Annotated in this window: 14 protein-coding genes; 10 read left to right on the plus strand and 4 right to left on the minus strand. The window is 57.9% G+C overall.

What is annotated here, in order from left to right; genetic code table 11:
* Positions 1-67 precede the first annotated feature (67 nt).
* The 4 genes from CA85_RS14200 (at position 68) to CA85_RS14215 (ending at position 7,837) form a co-directional block, all read left to right on the plus strand.
* Entirely contained in the window at positions 68-4,522 is a 4,455-nt protein-coding gene (locus tag CA85_RS14200) for a patatin-like phospholipase domain-containing protein (protein WP_146391984.1), read from the plus strand.
* Positions 4,523-4,567: 45 nt separating this feature from the next.
* Positions 4,568-5,263: an ABC transporter ATP-binding protein gene (locus CA85_RS14205; RefSeq protein ID WP_146391985.1), complete on the plus strand. Its 696-nt coding sequence runs from the start codon at positions 4,568-4,570 to the stop codon at positions 5,261-5,263.
* A 94-nt stretch (positions 5,264-5,357) separates the two neighbouring features.
* Positions 5,358-6,878, plus strand: coding sequence for a sulfatase-like hydrolase/transferase (locus tag CA85_RS14210; protein WP_146391986.1), 1,521 nt, complete (start codon positions 5,358-5,360; stop codon positions 6,876-6,878).
* A 227-nt stretch (positions 6,879-7,105) separates the two neighbouring features.
* Positions 7,106-7,837 carry a hypothetical protein gene (locus tag CA85_RS14215; RefSeq protein ID WP_146391987.1) on the plus strand — a complete coding sequence of 244 codons (732 nt, stop codon included), beginning with the start codon at positions 7,106-7,108 and terminating at the stop codon, positions 7,835-7,837.
* Positions 7,838-8,549: 712 nt separating this feature from the next.
* Here the strand turns inward: CA85_RS14215 and bioD are convergent.
* On the minus strand, positions 8,550-9,227 hold the full coding sequence (gene bioD, locus CA85_RS14220; protein WP_146391988.1) for a dethiobiotin synthase: 678 nt from the start codon (positions 9,225-9,227) through the stop codon (positions 8,550-8,552).
* A gap of 4 nt (positions 9,228-9,231) precedes the next feature.
* Here bioD and CA85_RS14225 point away from each other — a divergent pair, with 4 nt between their 5' ends.
* Entirely contained in the window at positions 9,232-10,161 is a 930-nt protein-coding gene (locus CA85_RS14225; RefSeq protein ID WP_146391989.1) for a carbon-nitrogen hydrolase, read from the plus strand.
* Between the two features lie 69 nt (positions 10,162-10,230).
* On the opposite strand, the gene CA85_RS14230 is transcribed toward CA85_RS14225, so the two are convergent.
* Positions 10,231-11,661, minus strand: a complete 1,431-nt coding sequence (locus CA85_RS14230) for a vitamin K epoxide reductase family protein (protein WP_186774945.1) — start codon at positions 11,659-11,661, stop codon at positions 10,231-10,233.
* Positions 11,662-11,835: 174 nt separating this feature from the next.
* On the opposite strand from CA85_RS14230, the gene CA85_RS14235 reads away from it, so the two are divergent.
* Positions 11,836-12,822: a TraB/GumN family protein gene (locus CA85_RS14235; protein WP_146391990.1), complete on the plus strand. Its 987-nt coding sequence runs from the start codon at positions 11,836-11,838 to the stop codon at positions 12,820-12,822.
* Positions 12,823-13,006: 184 nt separating this feature from the next.
* On the opposite strand, the gene CA85_RS14240 is transcribed toward CA85_RS14235, so the two are convergent.
* Complete coding sequence (locus tag CA85_RS14240; RefSeq protein ID WP_146391991.1) at positions 13,007-13,819, minus strand: sugar phosphate isomerase/epimerase family protein; 813 nt, start codon at positions 13,817-13,819, stop codon at positions 13,007-13,009.
* 255 nt (positions 13,820-14,074) lie between these two features.
* Here CA85_RS14240 and CA85_RS14245 point away from each other — a divergent pair, with 255 nt between their 5' ends.
* The 4 genes from CA85_RS14245 to CA85_RS14260 all read left to right on the plus strand — a co-directional run bounded on the left by CA85_RS14245 (position 14,075) and on the right by CA85_RS14260 (position 17,766).
* A complete protein-coding gene (locus CA85_RS14245; RefSeq protein WP_246112800.1) occupies positions 14,075-14,731 on the plus strand; it encodes a hypothetical protein in 657 nt (218 codons plus the stop codon).
* A gap of 93 nt (positions 14,732-14,824) precedes the next feature.
* Positions 14,825-16,246 carry a dihydrolipoyl dehydrogenase gene (gene lpdA, locus CA85_RS14250; RefSeq protein WP_146391992.1) on the plus strand — a complete coding sequence of 474 codons (1,422 nt, stop codon included), beginning with the start codon at positions 14,825-14,827 and terminating at the stop codon, positions 16,244-16,246.
* Positions 16,247-16,294: 48 nt separating this feature from the next.
* Positions 16,295-16,786, plus strand: a complete 492-nt coding sequence (locus CA85_RS14255; RefSeq protein WP_146391993.1) for an ATP-dependent zinc protease family protein — start codon at positions 16,295-16,297, stop codon at positions 16,784-16,786.
* A gap of 5 nt (positions 16,787-16,791) precedes the next feature.
* Positions 16,792-17,766 carry a leucine-rich repeat domain-containing protein gene (locus CA85_RS14260; protein WP_146391994.1) on the plus strand — a complete coding sequence of 325 codons (975 nt, stop codon included), beginning with the start codon at positions 16,792-16,794 and terminating at the stop codon, positions 17,764-17,766.
* 37 nt (positions 17,767-17,803) lie between these two features.
* On the opposite strand, the gene CA85_RS14265 is transcribed toward CA85_RS14260, so the two are convergent.
* Positions 17,804-21,811, minus strand: a complete 4,008-nt coding sequence (locus CA85_RS14265; protein ID WP_146391995.1) for an efflux RND transporter permease subunit — start codon at positions 21,809-21,811, stop codon at positions 17,804-17,806.
* Positions 21,812-21,930: the final 119 nt, after the last annotated feature.

Raw genomic sequence — 21,930 nt, forward strand, 5'->3', positions numbered from 1 at the left:
TCTATAGGGTGGGTGTCTGCCCCTCCTTCTGTGTTGTGTTCAGTTGGTGGTCAGAGAAGGTTCGGCAATGAAAGATTCAGTTGAGCAGGCAGCAAGTTCGGAGAAGCGAGCGAAGGCTCCCGAGCAGTGGCGGCAAGATGAGTGGGAGTGCGTCAAGCGGCGGAGGGAACAGGCATTCCCCAGCGCGAATGCCGATCACCCGGGGACACCGGGTGAAGAGCCGAGAAACTTGACGGGATTGGCATTGTCCGGTGGTGGGATTCGGTCGGCGCTCTTCAACGATGGATTTCTGCAGGCGTTGTCACATCGAGGCTTGCTGCGCTACGTCGACTTTCTGTGCAGCGTTTCAGGAGGTGGCTACATTGCGGGGCACCTGACGTCACAGAGTGATAGCGAGTCGGAACAGTGTTTTCACGACGACCCGAAGCGTCGCGATCTCGGTCGGGATCCTGAAACGGGGGAAACGAGACGACACCGGTTGCCAGGCATTGGCGGATACCTCAGTCGTCCACTTGAGTTCATACCCGCCTATCTCTGGTCACTTTTCTTTTCGCTCGCATTCTATTTCGGTGCAATCGGGATCGTCGCGACGCTCGCCGCGTTGCTATGGCGTTCGTTTGACAGTTTCGCGTTTCGCGGAATCTATGACAAAGCTCTCGGCTTGAACCAGTATGGCGATGAACTGACAATTGCTTTCCTGCCCGCATTCATTCTGATCGCATTCATGGTCGCCGGCGAGATTGGATTGACGTTTTGCCGGTTTTCATCCCAGGTGCTCAACGAGCGATTGCTTTCGTTTCATCGTCGATTCCGAGCGACCATGTTGCTAGGAATCGTGTTCGCGTCCTTGACATCGATCGCGATTTTTCTCGGAAATGGAAAATCGTTCGTCCGAGATGGAAGCGATACGCTCTATCTGAATCGATACGTTCAATATTTTGCCATCCTCGCTGGGACGATCCAGGTCCTGGTCTTTCTCGGTCGAGACCGATTGTTTCGGTCCGAACGCGGCGAAGCAAAGAGTTGGCAACGCTACGCTCAACAATCGGTCACGACCATGGTCGTCGTGACTCTGGTGTTTTCGATGGTTCATTGGATGGGACGCGAGAATATCAGTGGTTACACCGAACACCGCGACCCTCATCTGGTTGTTGGTGATGTTCTCGATTGGCCGCGGTTCACTGAGATTAGCAACACCTACCAGTCCGCAGATCCAGGCGACGCGACGCCTGAAGGCGAAGATTCTCCTGCGACAGGTGGCGGAAAGGGAGTTGACTCAGCCGATGAAAAAATCCAGCCTCCCGGATCGTGGCACGGCGCGGTGGTGCGTTCCCGAATCAATCTTTTCGGAATGGACCGCGTTGCCGACGGAATCGTTGACCCGAATATCGAGAGTTCGCTATCCGAACCTCCACCGCCTGACGTTATCACCTATCGCGATGCCATCAAATCGGCGGACGATGAGGATCATGCCGGCCCCTGGTTGCTACCCACTCGGATCCTTGCGGCGGCACACGGTTACTGGCGGTCGATTATGCGTCCCATCAAACAAGACAACGTAGAGGACGCGGGCAAACCGGAGTCGTCGTCCATCCAAGCAACTGTGAATAGGTTGATCGCAGACAATCACAAAATTCGTGTGTCGAGAGCGGAGTCGCTCAAAGGCTTCAACACGAACCTAGAATCGGTAGCGTTCACCTATTTCTTGCTAGCGCAGCTCGTTTCTCGAGACAATGATTCACGCGAAAACAATCGAGATTGGCAGTCTGCGATCACATCGGAAAAGAAGGACGAATTCTTACGCGTGAATGAACTGGTCGACTCAGGGCTCCTCAGGGTTAACAAGCCCCAAGCAGAGCAACTCGCGACCTATTTTCATAGCCTCCAGCTTCGGCACCCGGACGTAGAATCGGCCAATGACGGTGCTCTCAACAATGCTCGCGATGCCACCTTTGCCAATCGTATGTTGCTTGAAGGGCTCTATCCGAAGGTGGTCCAGCGATATGACATTCCCAGTACACTCGTGGTGCCACCTCATGACCAGCAAACCCGGAAGCGATGGTTGCTCGGCTGGACTCTGCTGATGCTGACAGGGTTACTTGGCGGACTCGGGCCACGACGAGTGGCAACCGTGTTCCATTTTTATCGTCGCCAACTTGCATCCAATTTCTTGGTGCCTACCGAATCCCCGGGCAAGCGGTACGGAGATCGCCGGCTGAGCGAGCTCGATCCCTGTCGCGACGGATTGCCTTATCCGTTGATTCTTGCAGGTGCGTTGAAACCTTCCCTGGTCAATGGCAGCTACCGGGTTGCGGCGCGTCCGTTCGTCTTCAGTCCCAAGTATTGTGGATCGTTTGAAGAGCGAGAGACCCCGATCGATAGCCACCAGGTGAGCTTTTCCGGCAGCCCGCACGGGCCACCATTGACACTCGCTGATGCCGTGACACTCTCCGGTGCAGCGGTAACACCTTTAATGACGCAGAACCGCTGGCTGACGATCATCCTCGACTTCTTCAACACCGGAATTGGTCAACGTGTTCGCCGTACTGACCGGACCGCGGCGACTTCCTCTCCCGCCAACAATCACCCGTGGATTCTATCGCTATCGGCCGCCGCGTTGGTCGGGGGGGTGTGTTGGGAATTCGTTGGTTTGCGATGGTCACTGCTATTAGTAATGCCGACGACAGCATTGTTTTGGTACTGCTGGTGCTTTCAGATCGGATCGCCCGGTTGGATTCGCTCTCTTTGCTTTCCGAAGGACAGCTACCACGAGCCCGAATTCAACCAAAATCAATCCTTCTATGTCGCCGACGGCGGCTATGTCGATTACCTCGGCGTCAGCGAATTGCTGCGGCGACGGTGCGAGACGATCGTCGTCAGCGATGCGGGCGCGAACGTGGGTGGTAACTCGCTCGGGACCCTGGCGACGATGTGCGAACGCGCCGCGCAGGAACAGGGTATCCGATTCCTCGATCTCGACCACGAAGCCCCGATCGACTTTGGGCGTCTCGAGATCAATCAAGAGAGCCGGCTCGTGCATCAACCGTTTCTGTGCATGCGGGTCCGGTACCCCGAACCCGAGCGCCCCGAAGCACTATTGGTTTATTGCCAGATGTCGATCACGTCGTCCGACCCGATCGAGATTCAGAATATCCGCAATCTGTTTCCTTCGTTTCCTGACGAACCGACGGTGAACCAGTTTTACAACGAGAAACAGGTCGCTGCCTACCGATCGTTGGGATACCACATCGGCTCGCGTTTCTGCAGCGAACTGTATCCATGGTTCAACAACCACCCGGAGTCGTGGATGTTCAAGAGCCCTCCCAAAAATCGATCGAGAAAGGGCAAGGCTCCGGTGGAGGACAAGGGGTCCACAGGCAAATTCACCGCTGGCGATGAGGCCGCCTCGCAGAAGCACGAACTCTTTCAAGCGACCTTGCGCGATGGAGTCGCTGAACATGATTCAATCAAGCGACTGCCTATGTGCCAGCCGCTGTCGAGTATTCTCCGCGAGCGTTTGCTTACCTCGTACCGGTTGGCGTGTTACCACGAGGTGACCTACCACAAGGATGATATCTTCGCCGAAGCCATCTGGACCGACGGCGCATTTGCATGCCCAACGTTGGCTCAGGAGATTAAGGGATTTCTCGAATTGCCCAGCACGAGTCGTGAGCTGGCCAACAAATGGCTCAAACGCTACGAATGCAATGCCGACTTGAGGAGCGTTTATCGCAAGGCGGTGATCGAAGACACCAATTCGCTCGGCGTCTTATTCGAGTCCTATTGTGGAGCCCTGTGGTCGAGGATGATCGCCGATGCCAAGGTGCCTCGTGGGAATCCGGATGCGCAAGTGGCCCGGGTCGCGGCGCACCTGACCTGCATCGCGGCGGCTTGTCAGGAGGTCCACCAGGGCCGTCCCAGCGCTGTATTCCAGGTGGGCGGGCGCAGCAAGTTGATCGATCTGTGCTGGCAAATCGCCCAAGGCATTGTCGAAACCGCTCCCAAGCAGGCGGGCTACTTCGATATCAACCAACTATTCCGTGATATGGATAGTACGATCGCAGAGCTGATCGAGATGGAACGCTCTGTGTTCCAAGGAGGCGAGCATGTTGCAACAATCTCATTCGCGCAGTGCATGAGCACCGCTTGGGGAAAGCTAGCTCACGATGCTCCCGAAGGCCCCGTCAATGTCGAAGAACTCGCCATCACCGAGCGGCTCTTTCTTCCCGATGGTGTGCTCGGGACATTCGAGCAACGGGGGATCACCGAGCGTCAATCGATCGATAGCATGTCGCTGATGACGGCGGAGATCCGCCACCAACTCGACGTTGGGATGAGAGAGATCCGGCTCAAGGAGATACGACACGCGCTCGCAAAATCATGGTTCCTCGGATTCTGCCCCGTCCAACAGCAGCGGCTGCTCAAGGAACTCGAAACGATACCCGACGAGTCCGAAAAAGAACGGGAAACTGAAATCCTTGCTAAAAAGATCGTGACTGCCATACTAGCGAGCCTCGACTAGCCGCTCTTCGACGAGCTCAATCGCGAATCCGAATTCAGAGACCTCATGAACGATAACCCTGTCTTGCTATCTGTTGAAGACGTTTCCAAAGAGTACCCCGACGGCAATGTGCGAGCGCTCGACGGGGTTAGCTTTGAGATAACAACCGGCGAGTATGCAGCGATCATGGGGCCCAGCGGCAGTGGGAAATCGACACTGCTGAGCATTCTCGGCACACTCGACCGGCCCACTTCGGGCACACTCACTTTCGAGGGGGCGGTGGTCGATGAAAAGACGGATCTCGATGAGCTGCGCTCGCGTGCGATCGGCTTTGTCTTTCAATCCTTCTACCTGCTACCGACGTTGACGGCGTTGGAGAACATTCAAGTTCCGATGTTTGGCCGCGGCATGACGGTGGCCGAGCGAGTGGCGAAGGCGCACGAGCTGATCGAGGCGGTGGGGATGGCCGATCGCTCAAAACACTTGCCCAAGCAGCTATCGGTCGGCCAGCGGCAGCGTATCGCGATCGCCCGTTCGCTCGCCAATGATCCCCGATTGTTGCTCGCCGATGAACCGACGGGTAACCTAGATACCGTCACTGCAGCAGGGATATTGGAACTGTTCGAGCAATTGCACACCGAGCGTGAGATGACCCTCATCACGGTCACTCATAGTGAGGAGGTCGCCCACGCCGCCCAGCGAGTGATCCGGATGCGAGATGGTCGTATCGAATCGGACCAATCCAATCTCGCTATGAATTAAAATCTGATTCGAAATGGTTACTGTTGTGAACTCGGTTTTTTGCAAATATTGGATAAACATGATACTCTCGGTTCCCCCCTTTCGACGGCCCTGGATGTCCGGCCTCCTCACCGCCCTGATGATCGGTGTGCTCTCCACACCAGGACGGGCGGAGGTGGCTCAGGAGGCTTCCGAGCCAGCGAAGCGACCCAACATCCTGTTCATTTTGGCGGATGACCAATCTCCGTTCGACTTGAAGGTTTACAACCCCAATTCGATTCTCGACACGCCGAATCTGGACCGGTTGGCGAGTGAAGGAGTCGTGCTCGATGGTGCCTACCAGATGGGCTCTTGGTCTGGCGCCGTGTGCACTCCATCCCGGCACATGATCATGAGCGGGCGAACCGTTTGGCATCTTCCCGGTAGCACCCCCAAGGCGAAGGACAAAGCCGCCCGACCCAATGAGGCTGAGCTGATTCCGAAGAACCTCGCCGATCAAACGTTGGCGGCGGTCTTCAACCGGGCGGGCTACGACACGATGCGAACTTGCAAACGTGGCAATAGCTACAAAGCTGCCAACCAAAAGTTCACGGTGGTTCACGAAGCGGTGAAACGCGGGCCCACCGACGAAACCGGCAGTGCCTGGCACGCCGACCGAGTGCTGGATTATCTGCAACAACGCGAGGTCGATGAGGATCGAGATCCGTTCTTGATCTATTTCGGATTCTCTCACCCGCACGATACTCGTGACGGCAAATCACATCTCAACGAAAAGTATGGGGCCGTCAATCATACCGACCGCAACTCTCTCCCCCCGGCCAACGACAAACAGCCGCAGTTGCCGGTCAACTATCTCCCCGAACACCCCTTCCCACATGGCCATCCCAATCTGCGCGATGAGGTCGCCGTTTCAGGCGTGTGGAAGCGGCGTGACGAACGCACCATCCGCAATGAGATCGGCCGCGAGTTCGCGTGTAGTGAAAACATCGATATTCAGATTGGCCGCGTATTGGAGAAACTCGAACAGCTCGGCGAACTGAATAATACCTACATCGTCTACACCGCCGACCACGGAATGGCGATCGGCCGACATGGCCTGCAGGGTAAACAGAACCTCTATCAGCATACCTGGCGAGTCCCATTCATCGCCAAAGGCCCCGGGATCCCCGCCGGGACACGCGCGATCGGCAATACCTATCTGCTCGACACACTCGCGACGCTATGTGACCTCGCTGGCGTCGAGACGCCAGCGACGAATGAGGGGATAAGCTTTCGTAAGGTTCTCCAAGGTCAGCAATCGACGATTCGTGACACGCTCTTCGGCGTGTACTGTGGCGGGACCAAACCCGGGATGCGGTGCGTCAAGAAAGGCGACTGGAAATTAGTCAAGTTCGATGTCTTGAACGGGAAAGTCCGTAAAACACAGTTGTTCAATCTGAAGGAGAACCCGCACGAGTTCCTCACTCAACACCACGATGAGAATCTTAGCGACGAGTTGGGCATCTCTCCGACAGCCGATCAGAGAAATCTTGCCGACGATCCACGTTTTGCTGAGAAGCGTGCCGAACTCGAAGCCCTGCTATTATCAGAAATGGTCCGATTGGACGATCCGTACCGGCTTTGGGACCAACCATAATCCGGCCCGAAACGCACCCCCGCGTCGCGACGATTGACCTCGTCGCGGCCCTGTCGATCTTCGCCCAAATTGCCCAACCCGACCGAGTCGGATCGGGTTCGAGTGGGCATGGGAAAGATTCCGAAGAGAATCCTTAGTGAGGCGACACGCACATCATCACGATCGAGGATCCACTGCGTCTCAGCTTCGTTTGTCTCGTGGGAGCGACTGTTCAGGGTGCGACGCCAATGTCATTGAGAAAACTTTGGAATTCACTTCGCGGCGGCAGCAGCGAAACGAAGTCCCCCGCCCAGCCCAGTGCGGTTACGCCTGATGTGTCGAGCGATGCTGCGTCATCATCGCCACGGCCGGTTAAAGTTCCGGCTGAACAACCGCGGGCTGCCAAACCAGTGCGGACTGCCCCGTCAGTAGCGGCCAGCACAACGGCGAAGGTTGCTCCGGCCACCGAGCCGGTAGCGGAGACTACGCCCGCTCGCCGCGGTGTCTTGTCGATGCTCTCGCGTGGTGAGAACGATGCGTTGATCAAGCAATTCGGGCGAGCCAATCCATCCAGTATTTTGGAGATTGGCATCGGCAACGGTTCGAGAATGCCCGCCATCCTTGCCTCGGTGACCCAATCGGGGACCGAATCGAGCAAATTCAAAGCGATCGTGATCGATGAATTCGAGATGGCAGGCGGCGAGGTCACGATGCGGGACTACCACCGGCAATTGGCGGGACTGCCGATCCGCCCGGTAATCTTTCCAGAATCGGTGACGCGGGGGCTGGTCAATGTCGCCCATCGCTTTGGAGCCGTTGACATGATCCTCATCGATTCCAGTGTCGAATCGGCTCACGCCGAGGGATTGGCGAAGTATCTCGGCAAAGTAACGCACGCCGATACCGTCGTGCTGAGCAACGCGGCAGGTAAGTGGGGCGTTCGTCCGACCCACGAAGAATCGGTACGCCGCGCAGCCTAAGCATCGCGTGATCACTGAGTGGCGAATTCTGTGAGAGCTCTTCTTTCGGCGTTCTTGAGCCCCAACGGGTAACGCTGTGAAGTGATTTTCAGGTGTGTGCGGTGGGGACGCCCGCGAACCGGTGCGAGCGAGTGATCAATGTCGTATATGTCGAGGCGGGCGAGCTGTTGATTCCCCACAAAACCCGATCCCCTGTCAGCTTGTCTGGCAGGAATCTCCGTTTTGTGATTAGAACGATGGAGCGTTGCCCCCGCTCCCATGTGGGCTTGCCCCGCATGAAAGCAAAGTTTGTCGGCTTGGTTTCCTGCCAGACAAGCTGACAGGGGAACGCGTATCGATGCCGCGGTTTTCTAATTTCAAAACGTCGCTTCCCGTGTGACAAGCACACGGGGGAGCAAACCTGTGGGCAATCCATACGAGGCAACGAGTCGTTTCGCTTTGCGTGATCGATTGGCTTTGAGGGCCTCGTCGCCTCGTCCACTACAGAAAAGGTTTCCCAAAATTCGCCACTTATTCATCACGCGATGCTTAACAGCTCGTTTTCGCGAAAAAAATGCTTCACAGCGTTGCCCGTTGGGGCGTTGACGTGAGCTATCTTCAGTTTTTTCGGTGGTGTTCGCTCCACTCAAACCACCGGCGATTCTCTAAAACGTCTTCGGCGTAGGAAAAATTGTCGGTAACCGTTAGGGCAGCGTCTCGGTATGCTTCGCCTTCAGGACCATTGCTCCACGACCGGACACCCGGTCCAGTGCTCGATCTGTTGGGCGTTGGTCGAGATTGAGTGGTCTTTGCTCTCGGCAACGCTGGCGATGCGGTTGAGCACAATCAAATCGATTCCGACGCCAGCGGCTTGGGCTGCGCGAACGGCGGCGATGCAGTCGTGAATCACTCCGAGCCGGTTGGGGGCGATCAGCACCACTTTGAGCGGCGGTAACCGTTCGCGCAGTGTTCGTGCAAAGTCTACGTTCAGTTGCGATGCCGAGAGAGGGCTGAATAGCCCGCCTGCCCCTTCGACGACGAGCACATCGAACCGGGCATCATTCTCGGCAGCAGAATTGCTCGACGGCCCGGTCCACGCGTCGACACCGCGGAGCAACTCCATCTCATCGACTTCCCGGCCCTCGGCCAGCGCGGCTTGAGGAGGAGCGAGCGACGCGGCGAATTTCTGTGGACAGACCGCCTCGAGGGTCAGCGGGCAACCGGCCGCCCGCCAGAGTTCGACGGCATCCTCGGCGACCCAGTCTCCGTCATCACCAGGAATGCATCCGCTAGCCACTGGCTTATACACACCGACGCGTAGGCCAGTCCGGCGGCGCATTTCAACATACCTGGAGGCGCAGTATGTTTTACCGACATCGGTACCGGTACCCGTTACAAAATAGACTTCCATCGCTATGAACTCATCCACTGTGAAATTGTCGCTTGTACAAATGCGCTGGCGAGGCGATCACGCAGCCACGTTAGCCTCCGCGGTTCAGCTGATCGAACAGGCCGCCGCATCGGTCGAGTCGTCGACTCGGCGGGGTGGGCATGTCATCTGTTTGCAAGAACTGTTTGCTACCTGCTACCCCTGCCAAGCCGAAGATCATGGCATGTTTGATCTCGCTGAATCAGTACCGGGAAAGACGACCGATGCGCTTGCGGAGTTAGCCCGGCGACTGGAGGTAGTGATAGTCTGCCCACTATTCGAACGACGCGCCGCCGGAGTGTATCACAACAGTGTGGTGGTGCTCGACGCGGACGGATCGATCGCGGGCATGTACCGCAAAATGCATATTCCTGATGACCCGTTGTACTACGAGAAGTTCTACTTCACACCGGGTGATACCGCCCGCCGGGATTCCGACGTTCCCCGCGACCGCCCCAACGGGTTCAATGTCATCAGCACGCGATATGCGAAACTCGGTGTTGGGATCTGTTGGGATCAGTGGTACCCCGAAGCGGCTCGTCTATTCACGCTCGCCGGCGCCGACATCCTGCTCTATCCCACCGCAATCGGTTGGATCGATGAAGAGAAGGACGAATACGGGGCTGGTCAACTCGACGCTTGGATGACGAGCATGCGTGCTCATGCGATCGCAAACGGGATATTCGTAGGCGCTCCCAACCGGGTTGGAATCGAAGGTCGGGTGGAGTTTTGGGGGAACTCTTTCATCGTATCGCCCCGGGGTGAGATTCTCGATCGCGGCGATGATCACAGCGACCAGATCGTCACTGCTGATTGTTCCCAGGTCGAGATGGACGTCGTCCGCACCCATTGGCCGTTTCTACGAGACCGCCGTGTCGACGCTTACGCCGACCTGACTCGGCGGTACATCGATTGACCAAATCGTCCATCCGTCCTTGATGAGATATCCAACCTCCCGTTTCCACTGGGAAACGGACAAATGAGTTTACAGGTACTTCTCGATCATATCGATCATCGTTTGGGGCGATGCTACAGCCCCGACCGTCGTCGTCCTGGGGAAAAGGAGTTTAGGGATCGTTCCCGAGCCGGCGCGTTTGTAGAGCGATACGTGTTTCTTGATGTAATCGCTTGGTACCGAGCTTTGCAGGACACCGTCGAGCTTATCCTTGTCGACAACCGTTGCGGCCTGCGTCAAAGCGTCTGAGTAGCTCGGCTTGGATTCGAAAAGGTAATTGTGGAATTCGTCGAATTTCGCGTGATCGACCAACCAGACGGCGATCGCGAGCTTGGCGAGATTGCACGCTTCCCGATGATCGCTCGGTGTGGAATTGACAGTCGGGTTACAGCTCCGATCCATGGGGACCGGTAGCGTCATCACCGCGAGATCGTCACCGAAATGCTCGCGAGCGGCTGCGAGTACTTCGTGCGTTTGCTGGCAATGCGAGCAGGTGTAGTCAAACATTTCGACGAAGACCATTTCGGCGTTCGGATCGCCGACCAAGGGCCACGCATTCGTATGGAGTTTCACCCCATTGAGAATCGTCGCTGTCTTGCGCTCCGCTGGCGCGTCGGGGACTTGGCCCAATAACAGGGTCGCTGGGTTGGCAATCACATAGGCCCACTGAGCCAATGACTCCGATTGCCAGCGTTGTAATTCCCGTTCGACTGACGACTGCAGGTCCGCTGAGGCGGGAGGGGCAAACAGGTCGTCTTCACCGAGTTCATCGTCTTCTACCGGGGCAACTGGGTCGATCACGGTCGTTTGCGGAGCGGTGTGCTCGATGACCTCAAATGTTTGCGGTGGCTCGGCAGCGAACTGCAGTCCGATCATTCCGGCGAGCGATCCGGTAGCGGCCAAGGCGACCCATTTCATAGCTCGGGTCGAAATCGGCCACGACCAAAGAAACGCCGCAGCGACGAGCAGTCCTCCCGCATGGGCCACCAGGCAATAAGGACAGAGGTGTTCCAAAGCAAAGACCTGGAGGCCGGTAAACCAGATCGCAGCGCCGCCAGCCATCAGTGCGGAGAAGCCGACCAGCGACCAGCGCAACTGAGGGCTGCGAGAACTCATCGCACCCCAAGCCAACATCCCGAGAATCAGTGCATGGGTTGCCATCGCTGGTAGGCTGACTGGAATCGAAAGCACCGACGACCAACGGCTGTGCAGAACGTGGCTGCAATCGAAAACACTGCCGCCGCTACAGCCTGCGACTGCCGACGAGGTGAGCGAAGACCAGGCCAAGTAAGCGCTCGTCAAGAACGCCACGGAACTGCCAATGAGCAGACACCACCAGCCCGCGCGAGGCAATTCACCAGCTGAGCCGGCACCGTCTGGTTCCGACCGAGCGGTGTGCTGCGCGTGTCTGCGGCTTGAAAATGACTCGGTCAACGGAGAATGGAGGGGGGCGGTGGACATGGAGATGCTCTTGATCGCAAAGGGAATTACGTTGCGAATGCCGATCGCTGCAATTCTCACGCCAGTCTCCCCGTGGCGGGCTCGGCCAGGTGCTGGCGCATCGGACCGATCCGGTGTGTGCTACGATGGTATCTATTGGAGTTTATCACGAAAATTTGATTGGGGAGTGTCCGCGTGCCGAGTTACTTGAAAAAAATTGTCTGGGTCGCGGGCGCGATCTTGCTTGTCTTTTGGCAGTTTCTCTCTAGTGGAGCGAGTACCGCCCAGGACAACGTGGCCCCACCGATCCCCTCGCAACAGCCAGCGTCGGCCGAAGCAGCTGCAGAGAGGGCGGGGGCGAAAGAGGCTGGTGAAACGCTCTCGACCGAGTCCGCGAGCAACCGATACGTGCGGATCAAGCGGGATAATCAGGGCAATCCGGTCGCATTGCAGACCGCGACAGTGCGGTTTGAGGGTAAGCCCGATACCGACCATGAAGGCCAAGCCGTGGACCTCGTCGGAGTCGTCCATATCGGCCAAAGCGAGTACTACGCGGCGATAAAAAAGCAGCTCGGCGGTTACGACAAGGTTCTCTATGAGCTCGTCGCGCCCGATGGCACACGCATCCGCCCTGAAGATCTCAAAGAACGACGCTCCGTTTTGGCATCCATGCAAACAGGCATGAAGGATTTGCTGCACCTCGAATACCAACTCGAGAAAATTGACTACATGGCCGAGAACTTCCGCCATGCCGACATGAGCCCTGATGAGTTTGCCGAGGATCTCGAGCGGCGAGGTGATAGCGTGTGGAAAATGGCCGCTCGCATGATGGGGGCTGGCATGGCGTCGCAGTCACAAGGTGGCGACGTGGGGCTGATCATGGCGTTGTTCAGCAAGGACAGGGCGATGATGATGAAGCGGGCCATGGCGTCCCAATTGATCGATATCGAGCTCGTTACCGCTGGCGTCAATGATGCCAATGGTGAGAACACCCTGATCAAGGGACGCAACCGAAAGGCATTCCAAATCCTCAGCGAGGAGCTCGACGCGGGGGCTGAACACGTCGCTGTTTTCTACGGTGCTGGACACCTCGCCGACATGGCTGAGCGGCTCGAGAACAATTTCGATATGGAGCCGACTGAAACCACTTGGCTCGATGCCTGGGATCTGACCAAGAACTAAGCCGGCATCTGAAACTCAACCACCCGTGGCTGACGCCTTCACGGCAGTTTTAGCAGGTGACGCCTACAGCGACATTCGGAAACGGCTTGAAAGCTTGCCCATTCGGCGGGAGCGTACACGGGCTCCGCCCACGGCGACCGCCCGACGCCCTCACGCTCAACGGTCCACACTCCAGCGATGCGGGCTACTTTGCAGCGGCCGCTCGGAGATTGGCAATGCTCTCTTTGGCAAGCGTTTCGGCACCGGGGGAGTAATCGAAGACCTCGACACTGACCCAGCCATCGTACTGGACATCGTGCAGAGCCTGCATGATCGGAGCAAATTCCACGTCTCCCATACCGGGCCCAAGTCGATTGGGGTCGTTGGCGTGAAAGTGAATCATTCGCTCGGCATGTTGGCGGATGACCTGATCGATCGGCTCAGACTCCGTGCTCATTGCTTTGACGTCGAGGTGCAACCCGACACTGCTATCACCGACAGCGTCGATCAATTCGCACGCTTCGTCAGCCGTATTGAGAAAATCGCCCTCCTCGGGACCGAGTGGCTCGACGGCGATTTGAACGTTGTGTTCCTGCAGCGTCGGGACAACCTGCCGCAGCACGTCGGCTGCATTTTCCATCGCCTGACTGCTTGTCTGCCCCTCGGTCCGATTGCGTTGCTGGGGGGACCCCAGCACCATCAGGCCTCCCCCCAGGTCACTGCACAAGCGGGTTAGGCTCTTGAGATACTCGGCTGTGCTGCGCCGTACCTCGGGATCGAGTGTGGTCAAATGCAAGCCCTCAGTCCCGGCAAGCAACCAGTGTAGCCCGATGATCTGCAGCCCAGCGCCTTCGACGGTGCGGCGATATTCCACGCGATCGACCTGGCCAATTTCATCGACGTGCTTGGCGAGCATGAACGGAGCCACTTCCCAACCGGTGTAACCGAGCTGGGCCGTCAAACGCACGGCATCGGCGAGAGACGTGTCGCGGAAAGTTTCGTTACAGAGTGCAAACATGAGCGGGACGCGAGAATGGCAGGGGAGCTAAATTGAAAACCAAAACACCTGCTGATTCGTTCCTGGACAAACCAGTCCAACGGCAATCAGTCTCCGAAAAACGTACACCGAATCTCAGCAAGCGTCGACATCTGGGTCCGTGCCGGTTGTCTGGAATCGCAAGACTGGGGTGGCATTCGGAGACGAAGAATGCGTAACAGGGGGGATCGTATCCCGTTCCACTCTGCCGCATTGCCGCTTTTTATCGCTTGCCGTATGAAACCGACGCCCCCCCGCCTGATCACACTGTCGCTTTTTACCTGTTGCCTTTTGACGACGCAGGCAGGCTGTCTCGGCATCGTTAGCAATCTGATGCACGCTGTCGGAGTCGACCGCATCCCACCCGAGTACGAGGGTTTGGAAGAATCGAAGGTCGCCATAGTGACGATGACCGATCAGAGCCAGTATTCCGACGATGTCGCTGCGCGTTTGCTGACTCGGAAAGTCAGCAATATTCTGTCGATGGAAGTCAAAGATATGACGCTGGTGCACGACGAGGCGATCCAGCAATGGCGTGACACTCACGGTTGGGACAAAATCGATTACTTGGAGATGGGTAAGGACACCAAAGCCGAGAAATTATTGGCCATCGAAATGACCGATCTACGTCTGCGTGATGGTGCGACTCTCTACCGAGGCCGGGCAGCGATCATGATTACGGTCTACGACATCGAAGCGGAGAAGGTCGTTTTCCGCAAGGAGATCGATGAATTCACGTATCCCGTCCAAGCTGGCCAGTACACCAGCGAAACGACCGAAACGAAGTTCCGAAAACTCTTTCTCAGTATGCTATCGAGGCAGATCTGCCGCACGTTCCATTCGTATGACTTCGCCGATACGGTGGCTCTCGACGGAACACTCGCGAGCCAATAGCGACTCAATCATTGACGTGTAGTCGACAATGCCGGTGTGATTGGGAACAATAGGGTGATTCCATCCCTAAGCCTCCTTTGAAAAAATTCTCGCATGTCAAACACGGCTCGCCACGAACTCGTCGTCCTGGGCGGAGGTCCCGCCGGTTATGTTGCCGCCATCCGAGCAGCTCAGCTTGGCATCGACGTCGCCTGTATTGATGAAAACCCACGTTTCGGTGGCACCTGCGTGCGTGTGGGCTGTATTCCTAGCAAGGCATTGCTCGAATCGAGCCACTTGTACGAGGAGGCCGGGCATGGCCTGAGCGACCACGGCGTCGTCGTGAACGGAGTTGAATTGAAACTCGACGTGATGATGTCTCGCAAGGAGAAAATCGTCGACACGTTGACCGGCGGCATCGATATGCTGTTCAAGAACGGCGGCGTGACGGCATACCACGGACGCGGGAAACTGCAGTCGCCCGAGGCGATCGAAATCACGCCGAGCGAGGGGGCGGCCTCGGACCAACCGACGACCGTGGAGGCAGACCAAATCCTGCTCTGCCCAGGCAGCATCGCAGCTCGCCTGCCATCGATCGAAGAGGATGGCGAACGGATCGGCAACAGCACCACGGCTCTGTCCTTTCCCGAGGTGCCCGAGGTGCTCGTGGTCATCGGTGGCGGTTACATCGGATTGGAATTGGGCAGTGTCTGGAATCGGCTCGGTAGCCGAGTGATCGTGCTCGAGGCTCTCGATCGTGTGCTGCCCGGACTCGACAACGAGATGGCCAACCTCGCCCATCGCGCATTCAAGAAACAAGGCATCGAATTCCGCACCAGTACCCTGGTGGCTTCGGCCCGTGTGGATACTTCGCAGTCCAAACCCTGTACCGTCGAAATCAAAGATGGTGAGCCGATTTATTGCGATCGAGTCCTGCTGGCCACCGGTCGCTGGCCCGCGACAGACGACCTCGGGTTAGCAGCGGCGGGGATCCAAACCGATCGCCGTGGTTTCATCGAAGTCGATCATGAGTTTCAAACCAGTGTGCCGGGCGTGTACGCCATCGGCGATTGCATCGGCGGCGCCATGCTCGCCCACAAGGCGATGGAAGAAGGTATCGTGTGCGTCGAACGCATGGCGGGGATCGCGGCGGAAATGAACTACGACGTGATTCCGGCAATCGTGTACACGCATCCGGAGATTGCGATGGTCGGACAGACCGAAGAACAGCTCAAGGAAGCTGGGATCTCTTACAAAAAGGGAGTTTGTCCGCTCGGTGCCAATGGTCGCGCCCGTACCCTCGGGGACACCAATGGCCGCGTCAAGATCTTGGCCGATGAAGAAACCGATCGCGTGCTCGGCGTGCACATCATCGGTCCTCGCGCTGGCGATTTGATCGCTGAAGCCGCATCGGCGATGGAGTTTGGAGCCAGCAGCGAGGATATCGCTCGCACCTGCCACGCCCACCCCACGCTTTCCGAAGCTGTGCACGAAGCCGCTCTCGATGTCGACGATCGAGCCATCCATACCGCTTAAGAAACGCGTTTGGCTTCTCGCTTTTCCTCCTCCCACCCTCCCATCTGCATGTCCGCCCCAAGCGATCATCCTACCGTGCCCAGTGACGATCCCATGTTCATCATTGGATGGCGGGAATGGGTCGGACTGCCGGAATTGGGGGTGGCTCACGTCAAAGCAAAAATTGATACCGGGGCGCGGTCCAGCTCTATTCACGCTTTCGACGTTGAGACCTATGTCGAAGACGATGTCGAACGGGTGCGATTTTCGATTCACCCTGTGCAAAATCGAGACGACATCTTCGTCAATGCGGATGTACCCATTCTCGAACGCCGGCACGTTCGTAGTAGCAACGGCGAGGTCTCCGAACGGATCGTCATCCGCACGCCGCTGGCCATTCTACAAAGGCAAGTCCTGGTCGACCTGACACTCGCTAACCGAGACGCGATGGGCTTTCGCATGCTGGTGGGGCGGGAAGCGATCCGCCGACGATTTCTAGTCGACCCCGCCGCTTCCTTCCTGGCAGGACGCCGCCCGCACCGCAAGAAAAAGAAATCCTGACCGGCATGATTCGAAACTCATTTCAATCCATCGTGTGGGTGATCGCAGCATCAACCAGCCTCACCTGCTTTTCAGCGTGCCGTAGGTCGACAGCCCCGCCCGAAGATGCGGGGGCCACAGCGGAAACTAGTGATCAAGCGAACTCGCCCGCCCCGGTCTCTCTCGACATCCCCGGTGCCCGAGTCGTCACCGACAACGATGGCCACGTCGTTCAACTCGATCTCCGCGCCAGCAGCTTCGCAGACGATTACCTGCAATCGCTGCGAGGTCTAAAACGCCTCAAAGTCCTCAAGTTATCCGGCAAGGACGGCAAATGCACGGTCACCGACGCTGGGCTGAAGTCGATCGGACAGCTGCCTTCGCTGAAGGTACTCGCGCTCGACCTGTTGCCCATCTCGGGTGCCGGCCTCGAGAACATCGCGGGACTCGATCAGCTTCAGGAACTCTACCTGGCGAAAACCAAGATCGATGACAACGCGACAAGCAAACTGAAGAATTTTCCGCGTTTGAAGAAGTTGCGATTGGCAGGGACCACGATCTCGGCAGAATCCGCCAGCCTAATCGCGGATCTGGATGAGTTGGTTGATCTCGATGTCAGTGACTGCCAATGGATCGACGATGTCGCTGCGGAAGAACTATCGCGACTGCCAGGCCTCGAGAAGTTGAATCTCTACAGCACCGCAGTCGGCGACGTAGGTGCAATTGCATTGGCTCAATGCCAGTCGCTTCGATGGCTGAATCTCGATGCCACTTCGGTATCCGACGCTGGGTTGGCCGGGGTCGGGAAACTGACCAAGTTGACGTTCTTGCATCTCGGTTCGACGGACATCACCGACGCGGGCATGCCTCGGCTCTCATCGCTCGTGGACCTCGACAACCTGATCGTCACGCGAACGGAAGTCACACAAGCGGGCGTCGACACACTGCAAGAGTCGCTTCCCGGTACCGAGATTCAACTGCAGTATGTCGCCCCACAATGATCACTGCTGAGTGATTACCGCAGTCGTGACGCTCCTTTTATTTCCGCTTGGGCTGTGAGGTTGGTGTCCGCGATGGCGGCGTGTGAACTTTTAGCACCGGAATGTCCTCGGAGGCAACAAGTGAGCCGGACGCGTCCGCTGTCACATCCGAAACACCACCTTCGCCAACATCGGTTTGCCAGGCCGTGACGGGGTCGCCTGACGAGTTGGCGCCGATCCCCGCCTTGTTGTTGGGCTGGTTCATGAAGCCGATCCGGGGCTTGAAGAACTTGCCCAGGGGACTGACCAGTAACGCCGGCAGCAGGATCAGGTCTCCGATCAGTGCTGCCCCCAGCATCACCAGCATGAGTGTGCCGAATCGTTGGGTCGGTGTGAAAGTCGAGAGGGCAAATACGAACAGGCCGAGCCCGCCAACGATCGTCGTTTGTGTCATCGCGGGGCCGACCTTCCGATAAGTCTCAATGACGGCGGCACAGCGAGATTTGCCCTCTTCGAGGAACTGGCGATACCACGTCAGGAAGTGGATCGTGTCATCGACCGCGACGCCCATCGCGACCGAGGCTGTCATCATCGTTCCAATATCGACAGCGATTCCGGCAAGGCCCATCATTCCGAAGATGAGAATCACCGGGAACAGATTGGGGATCATGGAGATCATCCCCGCCGTGATCCCATCAAATAGATTGCGGGGCTCGAGCCACTGCGACGGAAAACTGCCTGGATTGAGCAGCACGATCATGACCAATCCGATCAGCACAAACGCCATCATGATCGACTCGACCAAGCTGCCCAGCAGGGTGCGTTGGGCTTTGTAGACCACCGGAACCACCCCCGTGAAGACAACCTGTGGCGAGATCGGTGGGTCGACGTCGAAGACCGGGACCTGCCGATCGCCCTTGGTAAATCGCACCGCTTTGGGATTGAAGTGATCGTGGTCCGTGGGCGGGACAGCGATGATGGTCTTCTCGATCGACTCAGCAGCAATCTCGTCAGCATGGATGACTGTCTTCGCCGACGCCAACCACTCCGATGCCTGCGACGCCGGGCCAAGGTGAAGCGGTTCATTTCCCGCACGCTGGCTCTCGAGGGAAGCTTCGATCTGACCGACCCAGATGACCGCATCGAAACCAGCTACGTATTGCTCCCACTTCGGGTCGCCCCGCTTTACATTGCGTTCCGGGTCCCGAGGGTCGCCCCACACCGGGGTTTTGATGTTTTCGTTACCAAGCAACTCGTGCAGTGTGCTGAGGAAAATTGCCGATTGGTTCGCCGTGCCGTCTTCGTGGACGAGAGTTGCCTCGGCGAGATTCTCAACCCGGTTGCTACCCACGACGAGCACCCGTTGCTTGCCGGTCAAGCCACCCTCAGCTTGATTCAGCGCGGCCAACAAGGCAGCCCGTGTCCGGTAGGCTTCGAGCACCGGGGCAACGACGTCTCGAAGGTCATTGATGAATAAACCGTAGTCGTTATCGGACAAGGCGCTCACGCGTAAACTGAGCCGCCACATTTCGCTCGTCTCGAGCGGACCGTAGTCTTCGATCTTGACATAGTCGCTGGCCAGTAACTCCGCTTTTGCTTCGGCCAATCGCCGATTCATCTGGCTGCGGACGACGTTGTATCCATTGTCCACCGCTGGCAGTGGCGGGAGGAAGGTATCCATACTCGATGCTTGTCCGACCTCGCCCGTCCCCTCTTCTCCGAGGGTGCGCGTGACCGCGATGCGAATCCGGCTGACGGCCTCGATTCGCTCTAGCAAGTTCAATGCGATCAGGTCGGCGTCGCCGGCAGGTTCTCGCTGGCTAGATTCTTGCTGGTTTGGTTCAGACGCGGCAGCGGCGGTATCTGCCCCCGCTTCGCTCGTCGCGCTTTCACGTTCCTGCTGGAGCTCCGGTGGCATCCGAACGACGATTTCCATGGGCACGAGTTTGCCAAAGTTCTCCTCCAGCCAAGCATAGTCGCGAAGGATCCGGGCATCGGCGTCAAACAACTTCAGCAACTGCACCGACGTGCGAATGTTCATCAGTCCCAAGGCAGCGATCACGAGCACGGTCAGGCAAACGCTGGCGACCACCCGATAGTGGTCGGTGACGAAACGCCCAAAGCCAGCCCACCAAGCCGCCAACGCCGAGTTCGACGTGGCTGAAGCGGATGCCGGCTCGCGTGAGCCTTCCCCGCCACCGGTTTCTGCTGGCTCGCTATCCGGTTCGGCTCCCTTGCGTCTCTTCTCAGCGGCAAACTTCGGCGCGAATACCTCGAGTGCCGAGGGCAGGTACGTGAAAAGTATGGTGAGCGTCGCGACCACCCCGATTGCCGAGTACAGACCAAAATTGCTAATCGGTTTCAAATTGCTGGTGTACAGCGAACCGAGGCCGATTGCCGTCGTCACCGCGGCGAGCGTGCAGGGCAGCATCGCATGCCGTAAGGCGCGGTCTGCGGCACCGCGCTGGCCTGCCATTCGGACCTCGTCCCGGTAGTAATTGATGACATGGATTGCGCCAGACAACCCGAGCACGTATACGAGTGCCGGCATGCTCAATAGAATCGCGTCGACCTGTCCTCCGGTCCATCCGACCATGGCCATGGACAACATCGCCGCAGAACCGCCGACGACAAACAGCATGACGGTAATTTTGATGCTGCGAAAGCAAAAGTATGACAGCGCCACTCCGATCAGAATGCAGTATCCGATCAACCGCACCAGCGTCACGGTGCCCTCTTCGTCGATGGCGACGTTATCGACCGGCGGTCCGCCCATCCGCAGAGGCGGCATCCCACCGACGGTCTCGGGTGGCTCGCGGTCAAATGGCGGCGGCGCGGTCGATGGTGGGGACGGTGGATGCACCCCACTCTGTTCGGCCAGAGTCAGGAGTCGGCCTTGCGGGCTGCCGAGCGTCCCGCGCCCGATCGCGTAGGCCAAATTGTCTTTGGCGAGGTTCGTTAACGTGACGAGCAAGCATGTCAGCCGCGGGGGGGGCTCGACTTCCATCGCATCGAAGACGGCATACCAGGCTTCGGTCTGAATCGGTGTGATGGCAGTCTTGATTCGGTCGATGCTACCTTCGAGTCGATCGTCGGCGAAGTCCGCTAGGGCTCGCGGCACGATCGCTTGATATCCATCGGGCAACTGGTCGCGTCGCTCGGCAGGTAAGGCTGCGGCAAAACTCTCGGCCGTCCAGTCGAATCCGGGCGGGACTGCGGGGGCGAACAGGCTACCGGTCAGTCGTTCCATCGCGCGGCGGCGGGCGACCCGTGCTCGCAGTTCCGGCGCGGTCGTGTCGACGGGCCACAGCGCGCCCCCTTCGGCAGACAACTCCGCCACAATCGACGATCCGGTTTGTACTGTTTCAAACAGAGGCGCACACAACAGCGACGGGTCGTTGTAGAACGCGTTGGCTTTGTCGGTGGTGGACGGTTCACCAAAGGCCGTGACCAATTGCCCCTCGAGCTCATAGAAACCCAGAGATTTCTTAACCGCGCGAAACAGTCCCGCTGGCCCGTTGCTGGCTTCCTCCCACCGATAGAAACGTCCGTCGGGGGTGATGAAGAACCATGTTCCGTCCGCCGAGGCGACCCATTTTTCATCCAGGCCCCCCCAGTTGTCCAGTTCCTTGCCCGGCGGCAAGAGTTTCAGCTCCTCACCGAGTTCCCGGGCCCGAACCCGAGCGCGTCTTTGAGCAAGGCTGAGGCCGGTGGCTTCCCCGGCATCCAGGTCCAGCATTTTGGACCGGAAGTCAGCCGATTCGTAAAGCAGTTTGTTTTCGAGTAGATGCAGCCGCTGATCACCCACCGTGCAGCCCGGCCACGTCGCCAGCACAAAGCTCTCACCAGCGAAATGTTCGGCGAACCAGTCCAGTTCGGCGGTTTCGGGAAAATCAGCTGGTAACCAGTCCTTGATGTCGTTTTCTTTGTTCTCCAGCCCCAAACGGGCGCCGCGAAAGGCGGACGGCAGAATGAAGAAAAACCCCATCAGCACCAACAACGCGATGCTGGTACCCCAGGGACCGGGGCGTTCTAAAATGGAACGCGAGGATGGGTTCGAGTTCATACGCGGCAGTGCAGCGGTAAAATGGAATTGCGGAGCAATCGACTCATGGAACGACAAACGATACAGGCTAACGCGTATCCGCCCGCAAAACCATTGCCTGCCCACCCAGCGTGCTGGAA

Origin of the sequence: Allorhodopirellula solitaria, assembly GCF_007859855.1 — a bacterium.
Taxonomy (GTDB): Bacteria; Planctomycetota; Planctomycetia; order Pirellulales; family Pirellulaceae; genus Rhodopirellula; species Rhodopirellula solitaria.